Genomic DNA, 11,913 nt, shown 5'->3' with positions numbered 1-11,913 from the left:
TGCAACGGCTTGCGGCGACTATTACGTGAAGACAAGCGGTCGTAGAACCGCTCGGGGGGAATTAATGGGCGTAATGCTCGACACTGTCGGCCAATGGATCGCTGGGTACCTGCAGAAGGAGGTGCCCGGCTACGAACCGTTCACACCGAGCGATCCGGACCATCTGCGCGGCATCATCCAGCCGGGCGACGTGCTGCTGGTCGAGGGCAACAACCGCATCTCCGGCATCATCAAGTATCTGACGCAATCGACCTGGTCGCATGCCGCGCTGTTTGTCGGTCCGATCGACGGTGCGTTCGAGCCCGACGGCGAGCAGCATATGCTGATCGAGGCCAATATCGGCGAGGGCGTCACCTCGGCGCCGCTGTCGAAATATTTCGCCTACCACACAAGGCTCTGCCGTCCGGTCGGATTGTCGTTCGAGGACCGCACCACGGTGTGCCGCTACGCCATCAACCGCATCGGCTTCGGCTACGACACCAAGAACATCGTCGATCTGGCGCGCTATCTGTTTCCGCTGCCGATCCCGCAGCGCTTTCGCCGCCGCATGATCGCATTCGGCTCCGGCGATCCAACCAAGATCATCTGCTCGGCGCTGATCGCGCAGGCGTTCGATGCCGTGCGCTACCCGATCCTGCCCAAGATCACCCGCGCCGCCAGCCGCAAGGCGCGCCGCGAGATCCTGCATATCCGCGATTCCTCGCTCTACATGCCGCGCGACTTCGACATCTCGCCCTATTTCGAAATCGTCAAACCCACCATCGTGCACGGATTCGACTACACGGCCCTGCACTGGGCCGACAAGCAAAAGCCGCTCCAGGAGGTGGCGGGCGAATTCAGTGTGTTTCCAGAGCGCAAGTCGCCGCCGCTTGTTCCTGAAGCGGTTGACGAAGCGACGGCGCTTCCGGCTGCTACGGAAATGACGGCCGCGGATCCGACGCAGGCGTAGTTGCGTGCCGTAGCCGCGTAGCCCGGATGCAGCGAAGCGCAATCCGGGACAGACCATCCGCGGCGGGACTTCCCCGGATTACGCTTCGCTCCATCCGGGCTACGAGCGCGCTACGCCGCCTTCGCGTTGGCGCCGCGCGGCAGGCCGGCGCGGGCGAGGCCGCCATAGAGCGCCTCATTCGGCATCTCGGATTTGAGGATCTCGCGCACCGCGATCAGACGGTCGAGATCGATACCGGTCGGAAATCCCTTGCTCTCGCAGAGGAACACGAGGTCCTCGAACACGACATTGCCGGTCGCGCCGGGCGCGAACGGGCAGCCGCCGAGGCCGCCGAGCGAGCCGTCGAGCACGCGGGCACCCTCGTCGAGCGCAGCGGATGCATTGGCGATGCCCATGCCGCGGGTGTCGTGCAGGTGGACGCAGACCGGCTTCGATCCGGCGATCCTGACCGCGCCGCGCGTCAACTCGCCGACCTGCTTCGGCCCGGCATAGCCGACGGTGTCGGCGATCGCGACCATGTCGACGCCGGCCTCGTAGAGCTTTTCGGTCAGGCGCAGCACCTCGGCCGGATCGACCGCGCCGACGATCGAGCAGCCCAGCGCCATCGAGATCGCCGCATTGACGACCGGCTTGTGCGCGCTGGCGTCGCGCAGTTCGCAGAGCCGCCTGACGTTCTCGATCGCGGAGTCGCGCGAGCGGTTGGCATTGGCCTGGCTGTGCTCCTCGGTCGCCGACACCACGGTGGCAACTTCGCCGACGCCGGAGGCCAGCGCCTCGTTGACGCCGCGCTCGTTCAGCGCCAGCGCAATACCGTGCGCGCCGGGCAGCGACGCAACCGTCGCGACGACGTCGCGCACATCGACGAATTGCGGAAAGGTTTTTGCCGGCAGGAACGAGCCGACCTCAAAGTGCCTGACGCCGGCGGCGTATTCATCGCGCACCCAGCGCTGCTTGGCGGATGTCGAGGGAAAGGTCTTCACCAGCTGCAGGCCGTCGCGCAGGCCGACTTCGCGCAGGGTCACCTTGTCGTTGGGATAGATATCGTGGACGCGGGTCATGTTGGCCTCACGCAGCGTTTCCGGTTGATGAAATCTTTTGTTGTGCGAGCTCGGCACGAACGTCGTCGGTATCCGCGCCGAGCGCCGCGACCTTCAGGCCTTCGCCGATATGGCTGCCGTTCCATTCGAGCGGCAGCGCCGGAACGCGGAACGGCTTGCCGTCGGCGTTCACATTGTTGACGAGGCCGCCGGGGCGCAGCACATGCGGGTCGTGCAGCAAATCCTCCGGACGGTTGATCGGCGAGAAGCAGATGTTGAGCGCGTCGAGCTTCGCCGAAAGGTCCGCCACCTTCCAGCCCTTGATCACCTCGGCGACGCGCGGAATGATCCGATCGCGCGCCATGATGCGATCCGTGGTGGTGCGCAGCGCCGGATCATCGGCAAATTCATGCATGCCGAACTCGCGGCAAAAGCTCTGCCAATGGCCCTCGGTGACGACGCCGATGAAGATGCGATCGCCGCCGGCGGCATCGAAGATGTCGTAGATCGGCCAGGCGTGCTCGCGCTCCGGCATCGAGCGCGGCTTGCGGCCGGTCATCTCGTACTCGACCATGTGCTGGGCGACCAGGAACAGGCAGTTCTCGAACAGGCCGATGCGGATGTCGGCGCCGTTCTTGTTGCCGCCACGCTTCTGATAGAGCGCGGCGAGGATTGCGATCACGCCGAACATGCCGCCCATGATGTCGTTGGCGGAGGAGCCGACGCGCTGCGGCTTGTCGCGGGTGCCCGTCATCGCGGCGAGTCCCGACATCATCTGCACGACCTCGTCCAGCGCCGGGCGATGCTCGTAGGGGCCGGACAGAAATCCCTTGTGGCCTGCCACGATCAGCTGCGGGTATTTCTTGCGCAGCTCCTCGGGCCCGAGACCTTGCTTGTCGAGCTGGCCATCACGAAAGTTTTCCAGGAAAACGTCGGCGCTGGCGAGCAGCCGATGCATGGTTTCGCGGTCTTCAGGCTTGGCGAAGTCGAGCACGACGCTGCGCTTGCCGCGGTTGAACAGCGGGAAGAACGAGACGCCCATGCCGCCGAGTGAGCGGGTCTTGTCGCCGGCGGGCGGCTCGACCTTGATCACCTCGGCGCCGAGTTGCGCCAGGATCATGCCGCAGGTCGGCCCCATCACCATGTGGGTCATCTCGATGACCCTTACGCCTTCCAGCGGCAGTCCGCTGCCCGTCATCGGTTGCTCCGTGCTCATTGCGCGCTTGTTCGGTATCGGCTGAAGCTAGGCTTCCGCACGCTATCTGAAAAATATAATCTGTCGAATAGTGTATTCGTGGTTCTAGAACGCTGGATTTTCATGGATTCGCGCCAGCTTCGCTATTTCATCGCGGTTTACGAGCAGCGCAACCTGTCGCGGGCGGCCGACCAGGCCAATGTCGCGCAATCCGCGCTCAGCCATCATATCGCGAATCTCGAGGCCGAATTTGCAACGCCGCTGTTCGAGCGCAAGCCGCGCGGCATGGAACCGACCGCGGCCGGCGAGCGGCTCTACGAGCACGCCCGCATCATCTTGCGCGCGATGGCAGCGGCCGAGCGCGAGATCAAGGAAGGCGGCAGCGTCATTGCCGGCGACATCTCGATCGGCATGGCCAATTCCGGGATGAAGGCGATCGGCGTGCCGTTGATGCGCACCGTGCTGACGAAATATCCGAACGTAAAGCTGTCGCTGACCGAAAGCCTCTCCGGCGCGACGCTGCTGCATCTGATGCGCTCCGAGATCGATCTTGCGCTGGTCTACAATCCGCCGGCGGAAAAGGACCTGGTCGCAGAACCCGTTCTGGAAGAGCAGATGTTCTGCGTCGGCACCGAGAAGCTGATCGGCAAGAGCAAGGAGCCGATCAGCTTCGAGGAGGTGACGCGGCTGCCGCTGATTCTGTTGCTCTACGGCTTGTCGTCGCGGGCGCTGCTGGACGATCCGGTGCTGCTGAAGCGGCTGGAGGCCAACGCGATCATGCGCCTCAACTCGATCACCGGCATGATCGGCGCGTTGACCGACGGCCTCGGCTGCACCATCGCGACCGACCTGTTCGTGAAGGAACAGTTGAAGGCGAAGACCTTGGTGGCGCGTGAGGTGATCGAACCGACGCTGGCCCGCACGCTCTATCTCTGCCGCCTGCGCAACCGCCCGATGACCTACGTGATGGAGGAGATGTGCCGCCTGATCCGCTCGCTGGTCGCCGAACAGGTCGGCCGCGGCTTCTGGCAGGCGACGCTGCTGATCTGACCTGCGTTGGGACTACCGATATCGAAAATCTCGAACGATTCCTTCGATATGTTCGTCTGGATTTCTGGCTCCCCGCCACCCAAACATGGGCGAACGGCATGCCTTCACAAGAAAGGCGGCCAGCGGAACATTCCGGGAGGACCAGCATGAGCGCCGTCGACGCCGGCTCAGTGATCGACCATGCCAGCACCGCCAGCGGCCCCGACGAGGTCTCGCGGCGGCTCGAGGCGCTGCCGGCCTCAACCTATGTCTGGCGGCTCGTCATCCTGCTCTCGCTCGGCGGCTGCTTCGAGATCTACGACCTGTTCTTCACCGGCTACATCGCCCCGGGCCTCGCCCGCAGCGGGCTGATGACCACGACGACGCAGGCCTTCTTCGGCTTCTCCGGCATCGGTGCCTTCGTCGCCGCGACCTTTGCCGGCCTGTTCATCGGCACCTTCTGCCTCGGCTTCCTCGCCGACCGTTTCGGGCGCAAGGCGATCTTCACGTACTCGCTGCTGTTCTACAGCGCGGCATCGGTGGTTATGGCGTGCCAGACCACGCCTGAAGGCCTGCTGCTGTGGCGCTTCATCGCCGGGATCGGCATCGGCATCGAGGTCGTCACCATCGACACCTACATCACCGAGCTGGTGCCGAGCCGGATCCGCGGCCGGGCGTTTGCGATCAACCAGGCGGTGATGCTGTCGGCGGTGCCGATCGTCGCGGCCTTGTCGTGGTGGCTGGTGCCGCTGTCGCCGTACGGCGTCGACGGCTGGCGCTGGGTGGTGCTGATCGGCGCCGCCGCCAGCATGGTGATCTGGGTGCTGCGGCTCTACGTGCCGGAAAGCCCGCTCTGGCTGGCCCGCCAGGGCCGCGCTCGCGAGGCCGACCGGATCATACGGACGCTCGAGGACGCGGCGGGCGTGGCTGCGGCGCCACCGGCCGCAGCAGTCACGACAGCGCCGGCGCGGGCGGCGACCAGATCGCCCGGCTATGCCGAGCTGTTCCGGCCGCCTTATGCCTCGCTGGTCGTGCTGTTCATGATCTTCAATCTCTGCCAGGCGTTCGGCGTCTACGGCTTCGCCAACTGGGTTCCGGCGCTCTTGGTCGAGAAGGGCATCAACGTCACCAAGAGCCTGCAATACTCCTTCATCATCGCCTTCGCCTATCCGCTCGCGCCGCTGCTGGCCTCGACCTTCGCCGACCGCTTCGAGCGCAAATGGATCATCTGCGGCGCGGCCGCGGCGATCGCGGTGTTCGGCATGGCGTTCTCCCAGTTCACCGCGCCGGCGCTGCTGATCGCAAGCGGCGTGCTGGTGACCGGCGCCAACATGACGCTGTCCTACGCCTATCACGCCTACCAGACCGAGGTGTTCCCGACCGCGATCCGCGCCCGCGCGGCGGGCCTCGTCTATTCGATGAGCCGGCTCAGCGCGACCTTCTCCGGCTTCATCGTCGCCTTCATGCTGAAGGAAGCCGGCGTCGGCGGCGTGTTCGGCCTGATCACCGCGGCAATGGTCATCGTGATCGTCGCGATCGGCATCTGGGGACCCGCAGTCCGCGGCAAACCGCTCGACGCCTAAAGCGTTTTCGAGCGAAGTGGACGCCGGTTCGCGTGAAGAAAACGCGTCAAAGTAAGAATCTAGCGCTTCGGCTCTGATTGGCCGCGACGAAAGCGGCCCTTGCCGAAGCCATATTGGGTGTCTACCTCTCGCGAGAACTTTTTGCAGAGGTAACCCGATCATGTTGGACGCCGCCGTCAAGGCGTTGACGCAAATCCTGTCGCCGCCGCTGCGCTCGATCCTGTGGCGCTCGATCGGGCTCGCGCTGGTGCTGATCACCGTGCTGGCGATCGGCTTGCAGCGGCTGCTGAGCTGGTTTGCCGACTACGGCGAAGTCTGGGCCGAAGGCATGCTCGGCCCCAACTTCCATTCCACGCTGCACGTGCTGTCCTGGATCATCTCGATCGCGGCCGGCCTCGGCGTCGTGCTCGGCGGCATCTTTCTGATGCCCGCGATCACCTCGCTGATCGCGAGCCTGTTCGTCGACGACGTCGCCGACCATGTCGAGCGCGAGCACTATCCGGCCGAGCGGCCCGGCGTCGCGCTGCCGGTCACGGTGGCGACGATCGAGGGCGTCAAGACAGCGCTGCTGACGCTGCTGGTCTACCTGGTCGCCCTGCCCTTCGTGCTGTTCGCCGGCGCCGGCTTCATCATCTTCTTCCTCGCCACCGCCTGGCTGCTCGGCCGGGAATATTTCGAGCTGGCAGCGATGCGGTTCCGCTCGCCGGCGGACGCCAAGGCGATGCGAAAGGACAACGCGGCGACGGTGTTCACCGCCGGCCTGTTCATCGCGGCGTTCGTCTCGATACCGATCGTCAATCTGGCGACGCCGGTGTTCGCCATGGCCTTCATGGTCCACATGCACAAGCGGCTCTCGGGCCCGCGGCCGGAGCTGCTGGAACCTGCGCGGCGTCAGGAAATCTCGATGCGATAGCTCGCGCCGTCAGGTCGCGGCCGCGCCGCGCTTCCGGAACAGATTTTTCACGAAGTTGAGCGGCACCGGCGTCAGCGGACCTTGCGGCGCGCGCGTGATCAGCGCCACCAGGCAAAGCGCCAGCATCGCGAACCAGAAGCACAGCCAGAAGCCGTCGATGTAGGCCAGCGTGTTCGCCTCGCGCTGCACCCGCGCGGCCAGCATTCCCATCGCTCGCCCCATCGCCGCTCCGGCGCCGTTCGCGGAAAAGTCTTCCGCCATCCGCTGCAGCAGGCGCAGAACGTCGGAATCGCCATGCTGGACATACTGGCCGAGATAGTTGGAATGGATCTGCTCGCGGACCCGCAGCCAGGTTCCCATCAACGCGATGCCGATCTCGGCGCCGCCAAGCCGGCTGATCTGGATATAGGCCGCGAACGCGGTTGCGCGCGACGGGTCTGAGTTGGACAGCGCCATGATGATGATCGGCAGCAGCGTGAACGCCTGCCCGACCGACATCAGCAGCACGATGCCGACAAAGTCCTCCCGCGCCCAGACATGGGTGAGCAGCGTGCCCCAGAGGTTGGCGGCCGCGAAAGCTGAGAAGCCGAGCACGACGACGATGCGCGGATCGAGGTGGCGAAGCAGAAAGATCGAGATCGGCACCAGCGCGAACATCGGCAGCGCGCCATAGGTCAGCAGCAGCACGCCGGATTGTTCCGGCCGCAGCGCGGCGATGGTGCCGAGGAAATTCGGCACCAGCGACGAGTTCGACAGGCTGGTCAGCGTGTACAGCAGGATGACGATCAGCGAGAGCCCGATATTGCGCGAGAACAGCACGTTGAAGTGCGCCCAAGGCTGCCGCACCAGGGTCTCGTTGATCATGAAGGCGGCGATCAACAACCCGCCGCCGATCAACAGCGCCATCACCGTGCCCGAGGCCAGCCAGTCCAACCGATTGCCCTGGTCGAGACCGGCATAGACCATCGAGACGCCGGCGCCGAGCAGCAGCATGCCGCCCCAATCGGCGTGGCGCAGCAGGTCGCGGTTCACGGGCTCGTTCGGCGTGCCGAGATAGACCATCAGGCCCATCAGCGGCGCGATCAGCGCGCCCTGCCAGTACAGCCAGGGCCAGCCGAGATGCTCGACATAGAGGCCGACCAGCGAGCTCGACGAGTCCAGCGCGAAGCCGACCCGGATCGAATAGATCGAGATCGCCGGCAGCCACCAGCGAATCGGCAGATTGCGCAGGATGATCATCAGCGTCGCCGGCACGAAGGTGCCGAGCAGCATGCCGTGGGCGATGCTGAGCGCGATCAGCGTGGTGTAGTCGTGCACGAACGGGATCACGAACGATACCACGGCGTAGACCAGGCTCGGGATCCCGAGCACGCGACACAGTCCGAACACGGTGGCAAGCCAGGCCACCGCGGGTGCGACGAAGATCTGCGAGCCGATGGCGGCGGTCGAGAGCCAGGCGCCCTCGTCGAAGCCGAGCGAGAACGCGCCGCGCAGGTCGGGCAGGCCGACCGTGGTCAGGCGGCTGTCGAAATTCGCCAGGAAGGCGCCGAGCAGCACGGCGCCGACCGCGAACAGCGGATAGCGTGCGACGCCGCCCTGCGAGACCGGCCCGCTGTTGCGGTCGTCACTTTCCGCCATTGGCGACCGCCTCGCCGGTGTTGATCCGGGTGACGACGGACATCCCCGGCAGCAGGCGTTCGAGCAACGGCTGGCCCTTGTCGAACTGGATGCGCACCGGGATGCGCTGCACCACCTTGGTGAAATTGCCGGTGGCGTTGTCAGGCGGCAGCAGCGCGAATTGCGAGCCGCTGGCCGGCGCGATGCGCTCGACGGTGCCGCGCAGCTTCTGGCCGGAGAATGTATCCACGGTCACCTCCACCGGCTGGCCCGGCCTGACATTGGTCAGCTGGGTTTCCTTGTAGTTGGCGATCACATAGACGTTCGGCAGCGGCACGACATTGACCAGATTGGTGCCGATGTTGACGTAGTCGCCCGGCTGCACCTGCCGCTCGCCGGTGACGCCGTCGAACGGCGCAACGATCCTGGTATATCCAAGCTTGAGCTTGGCCTGCGCGAGCTGCGCCTTGGCGCCGTCGAGATCGGCCGCGCGCTGCTTCTTGGTGCCCTGCAAAACCTCGAGCTGGTGGCGTTGTGCGGCGACCACCGCGCGGCTCGCGCGCACGTCGGCCTGCGCTTTGGCGTAGGCCGCAGTCGCCTGCTCGAGCCGCTGCCGCGTGCCCGCATCGGTTTGCGACAGCGATTGCTGACGCTCGTCCTCCTGGCGCGCAAGGGTCTCTTGCGCCTCGGCTGATAACCGCGAGGCTTCAGCCTGCGCGATCGTCGCATATTGCAGCTCGACCTGGTTGTTGAGGTTGTCGAGCACGGCCTGTGCGCCGACGACGCCGGCCTCGGCCTGCGCGACCTGCGCCTGATAGTCGGCAGGATCGATCTGCACCAGGAGATCGCCGGCCTTGACGCGCTGGAAATCGCTGACGGCGACGTTGAGCACTTCGCCGGACACGCGGCTCGCGAGCTGCGTCAGTTCGGCCCGCACATAGGCGTCGTTGGTGGTCTGGATGGCGGCGCTGCCGACCCAGGCATCCCAACGCGTGGTCGCCACCGCAACGAAGCCGAGCGCAACGATCACGGCAAACAGCGGAACGGCGACGCGGCCAAAAATGCTGCTTGGCGCGGCTTGCGGCGCGGCCGGCGCCGACGGAGCAGATGCCGCTGCGCCAGCTGGTGGCGGACTGTTTTGAACCTGCTCTGTCACAAATCTTTCCTCACGCTACGAACCGCCCGGCGAGGCATACTGGCATATGATGACGATCATGCCTTAGGCCGTCTTCTCCGGCCACCGGCATAGATCATTGATCAGGCATACCTCGCAACGCGGACCGCGCGCGAGGCACGTATAGCGGCCATGCAGGATCAGCCAATGATGCGCGTGCAGCATGAACTCCGTGGGGATCACCTTCTCCAGTCCGAGCTCGACCTCGAGCGGCGTCTTGCCGGGTGCTAGTCCGGTGCGGTTGCCGACGCGAAACACATGGGTGTCGACCGCCATCGTGTGCTCGCCGAACGCCATGTTGAGCACGACATTCGCGGTCTTGCGCCCGGCACCGGGCAATGACTCGATCTCAGCGCGGGTGCGCGGCACCTCACCGCCGAATTCGGCGATCAGCTTCTCGGAGAGCGCGATGACGTTCTTGGCCTTGTTGCGATAGAGGCCAATGGTCTTGATGTATTCGCGCACGCTGTCTTCGCCGAGCGCGATCATCTTCTCCGGCGTATCGGCAACCGCGAACAGCGCGCGCGTCGCCTTGTTGACGCCGGCATCGGTCGCCTGTGCCGACAGCACCACCGCGACCAGCAGCGTGTAGGGGTTGAGATGCTCGAGCTCGCCCTTGGGCTCGGGATTGGCTTTGCGGAACCGGCTGAAGACCTCATAGATCTCCTCCGCGGTCCACGGCCTCGGCTTGACTGCTTTCTTGACCGCCTTCTTTGCCGCAGGTTTGGGCAGCGGCCTTGCCGCTTTTGCCGGTTTCTTCTTGGACGCAGACCGAACGCTTGATGTTCTGGCGCGTTGAGAGCGGATGATTTTGGCCATGAACGGGATATACTGATACGTCATGACCGCAGGCAACGACTTTCCCGGGCAAGACCTTGAGGCGAGCGCCCCCGAGGAGCCAAAACTTTTCTCGGCATTACTGACACCGCACCGCTCGCTCAACCGCACCGGCTTTATCGTGCTGATGTCGTTCGTCACCGTCGTCAGCTTCATCGCCGGCGCGGTGTTCTGGTGGCTGGGAGCCTGGCCGATCTTCGGCTTCTTCGGTCTCGACGCGCTGGTGATCTATTGGGCGTTCAAGGTGAATTTCCGTACCGCCAGGGCCAGCGAGGAGATCACCGTGACGCCGTCGGAGCTACGGGTGCGCCGCATCAGTCACCGCGGCCATGTGGCGGAATGGGTGCTCAATCCGCTCTGGGTGCGGTTCGAGCAGATCGCCGACGAGGAGTTCGGCATCGAGCGGCTTTATCTGGTCTCGAGGGGCCGCCGGGTGAGCATCGGCAGCTTCCTGGGTCCGGACGAAAAAGCCAGCTTTTCCAAGGCCCTGACGGCAGCCTTGAACGCCGCCAGGCGGGGCCCGACCTACAATCCCGTCGCTTGAGCGAGCTTGTCGGAAATCGGGTGGTTCGGACGCGCCATGGCTCCTAAATCAGACACCATGATGACACTCGCCATACACGACCAGCGCCTGGCCAAGCCGGGCCCCCAGAACGCCGCGTTGCGCGACTACGACTCGGTGCGGCGCGCGATCGCGTTCATCTCGGAGCATTGGCGCACGCAGCCGACCATCGAGGCGATGGCCGATGCCGCCGCCGTCACGCCGGATGAACTCCACCATCTGTTCCGCCGCTGGGCCGGGCTGACGCCAAAGGCCTTCATGCAGGCGCTGACCCTGGATCACGCCAAGGGCCTGCTGCGCGACTCCGCCAGCGTGCTCGATGCAGCGCTGGACTCCGGCCTGTCAGGCCCGGGACGGCTGCACGATCTGTTCGTCACCCACGAGGCGATGTCGCCGGGCGAATGGAAGAACGGCGGCGCCGGCATGGTGCTGCGCTACGGCTTCCACCCCTCGCCATTCGGCACCGCGATCGTGATCGCGAGCGGCCGCGGGCTGGCGGGACTTGCCTTCGCCGATCATGGCGACGAGCAGACCGCGTTTGCCGACATGAAGCGGCGCTGGCCCAACGCAACCTATGTCGAGGACACCGATGGTACGGCGGGGCTGGCGCAGCGCATCTTCGACACCCGGCTGTGGCGCGCCGACCAGCCGCTGCGCGTGGTGCTGATCGGCACCGACTTCGAGGTGCGGGTGTGGGAGACGCTGCTGAAGATCCCGATGGGCCGCGCGGTCAGCTATTCCGACATCGCCTGCAAGATCGACAACCCGAAGGCCTCGCGCGCGGTCGGCGCCGCGGTCGGCCGCAACCCGGTGTCGTTCGTGGTGCCCTGCCATCGCGCGCTCGGCAAGAGCGGCGCGCTGACCGGCTACCACTGGGGCGTCACCCGCAAGCAGGCCATGCTCGGCTGGGAAGCCGGCCAGGTGGGGTTTCATTGAAGATAACTCGAGCGACGTGCTCAAGCCTCTCCCCGTCACCCTGAGGGGATATGAGGCTTTGTTCTCATCCACAGGTGTCGT

At 65.3% G+C, this 11,913-nt stretch carries 11 protein-coding genes; 6 read left to right on the top strand and 5 right to left on the bottom strand.

Annotated features, from left to right (window positions below; genetic code table 11):
• The first annotated feature begins 64 nt into the window (after positions 1-64).
• Positions 65-949 carry a YiiX/YebB-like N1pC/P60 family cysteine hydrolase gene (locus tag CI41S_RS00400; protein WP_244626365.1) on the top strand — a complete coding sequence of 295 codons (885 nt, stop codon included), beginning with the start codon at positions 65-67 and terminating at the stop codon, positions 947-949.
• A 110-nt stretch (positions 950-1,059) separates the two neighbouring features.
• Here the strand turns inward: CI41S_RS00400 and CI41S_RS00395 are convergent, their stop codons facing one another.
• Both CI41S_RS00395 and CI41S_RS00390 read right to left on the bottom strand, forming a co-directional pair.
• A complete protein-coding gene (locus tag CI41S_RS00395; RefSeq protein ID WP_139856946.1) occupies positions 1,060-2,007 on the bottom strand; it encodes a hydroxymethylglutaryl-CoA lyase in 948 nt (315 codons plus the stop codon).
• A gap of 7 nt (positions 2,008-2,014) precedes the next feature.
• Positions 2,015-3,184, bottom strand: a complete 1,170-nt coding sequence (locus tag CI41S_RS00390; protein ID WP_139856945.1) for a CaiB/BaiF CoA transferase family protein — start codon at positions 3,182-3,184, stop codon at positions 2,015-2,017.
• Positions 3,185-3,304: 120 nt separating this feature from the next.
• On the opposite strand from CI41S_RS00390, the gene CI41S_RS00385 reads away from it, so the two are divergent.
• The 3 genes from CI41S_RS00385 to CI41S_RS00375 all read left to right on the top strand — a co-directional run bounded on the left by CI41S_RS00385 (position 3,305) and on the right by CI41S_RS00375 (position 6,706).
• The gene (locus CI41S_RS00385; protein WP_139856944.1) at positions 3,305-4,231 is read left to right on the top strand and encodes a LysR family transcriptional regulator; all 927 of its coding nucleotides are present in this window, start codon (positions 3,305-3,307) and stop codon (positions 4,229-4,231) included.
• 146 nt (positions 4,232-4,377) lie between these two features.
• Positions 4,378-5,793 (top strand): MFS transporter, encoded by a 1,416-nt coding sequence (locus CI41S_RS00380; RefSeq protein ID WP_139856943.1) that lies wholly within the window; start codon positions 4,378-4,380, stop codon positions 5,791-5,793.
• Positions 5,794-5,953: 160 nt separating this feature from the next.
• Positions 5,954-6,706: a sulfate transporter family protein gene (locus CI41S_RS00375; RefSeq protein ID WP_139856942.1), complete on the top strand. Its 753-nt coding sequence runs from the start codon at positions 5,954-5,956 to the stop codon at positions 6,704-6,706.
• Between the two features lie 9 nt (positions 6,707-6,715).
• Here CI41S_RS00375 and CI41S_RS00370 read toward each other — a convergent pair whose 3' ends face one another.
• The 3 genes from CI41S_RS00370 to nth form a co-directional block, all read right to left on the bottom strand.
• Positions 6,716-8,344 carry an MFS transporter gene (locus CI41S_RS00370; RefSeq protein ID WP_139856941.1) on the bottom strand — a complete coding sequence of 543 codons (1,629 nt, stop codon included), beginning with the start codon at positions 8,342-8,344 and terminating at the stop codon, positions 6,716-6,718.
• Complete coding sequence (locus CI41S_RS00365; protein WP_244626364.1) at positions 8,331-9,479, bottom strand: HlyD family secretion protein; 1,149 nt, start codon at positions 9,477-9,479, stop codon at positions 8,331-8,333. The genes CI41S_RS00370 and CI41S_RS00365 overlap by 14 nt, the downstream gene beginning before the upstream one ends.
• A 63-nt stretch (positions 9,480-9,542) precedes the next feature.
• Complete coding sequence (nth, locus tag CI41S_RS00360) at positions 9,543-10,316, bottom strand: endonuclease III (protein WP_172627866.1); 774 nt, start codon at positions 10,314-10,316, stop codon at positions 9,543-9,545.
• Positions 10,317-10,338: 22 nt separating this feature from the next.
• Here nth and CI41S_RS00355 point away from each other — a divergent pair, with 22 nt between their 5' ends.
• The gene (locus CI41S_RS00355; protein ID WP_139856939.1) at positions 10,339-10,878 is read left to right on the top strand and encodes a DUF2244 domain-containing protein; all 540 of its coding nucleotides are present in this window, start codon (positions 10,339-10,341) and stop codon (positions 10,876-10,878) included.
• 57 nt (positions 10,879-10,935) lie between these two features.
• Positions 10,936-11,832, top strand: a complete 897-nt coding sequence (locus tag CI41S_RS00350) for a methylated-DNA--[protein]-cysteine S-methyltransferase (RefSeq protein ID WP_139479652.1) — start codon at positions 10,936-10,938, stop codon at positions 11,830-11,832.
• Positions 11,833-11,913 lie beyond the last annotated feature (81 nt).

Origin of the sequence: Bradyrhizobium ivorense, assembly GCF_900696085.1 — a bacterium.
Taxonomy (GTDB): domain Bacteria; phylum Pseudomonadota; class Alphaproteobacteria; order Rhizobiales; family Xanthobacteraceae; genus Bradyrhizobium; species Bradyrhizobium ivorense.
This window is presented reverse-complemented; position numbering and strand designations above follow the sequence as displayed.

Excerpts from the sequence above, each read along its gene's own strand:
- CI41S_RS00390 (WP_139856945.1), bottom strand. The coding sequence starts at position 3,184 with ATGACGGGCAGCGGACTGCCGCTGGAAGGCGTAAGGGTCATCGAGATG.
- CI41S_RS00385 (WP_139856944.1), top strand. The coding sequence starts at position 3,305 with ATGGATTCGCGCCAGCTTCGCTATTTCATCGCGGTTTACGAGCAGCGC.
- CI41S_RS00380 (WP_139856943.1), top strand. The coding sequence starts at position 4,378 with ATGAGCGCCGTCGACGCCGGCTCAGTGATCGACCATGCCAGCACCGCC.
- CI41S_RS00355 (WP_139856939.1), top strand. The coding sequence starts at position 10,339 with ATGACCGCAGGCAACGACTTTCCCGGGCAAGACCTTGAGGCGAGCGCC.
- nth (WP_172627866.1), bottom strand. The coding sequence starts at position 10,316 with ATGGCCAAAATCATCCGCTCTCAACGCGCCAGAACATCAAGCGTTCGG.
- CI41S_RS00375 (WP_139856942.1), top strand. The coding sequence starts at position 5,954 with ATGTTGGACGCCGCCGTCAAGGCGTTGACGCAAATCCTGTCGCCGCCG.
- CI41S_RS00400 (WP_244626365.1), top strand. The coding sequence starts at position 65 with ATGGGCGTAATGCTCGACACTGTCGGCCAATGGATCGCTGGGTACCTG.
- CI41S_RS00370 (WP_139856941.1), bottom strand. The coding sequence starts at position 8,344 with ATGGCGGAAAGTGACGACCGCAACAGCGGGCCGGTCTCGCAGGGCGGC.
- CI41S_RS00395 (WP_139856946.1), bottom strand. The coding sequence starts at position 2,007 with ATGACCCGCGTCCACGATATCTATCCCAACGACAAGGTGACCCTGCGC.
- CI41S_RS00350 (WP_139479652.1), top strand. The coding sequence starts at position 10,936 with ATGATGACACTCGCCATACACGACCAGCGCCTGGCCAAGCCGGGCCCC.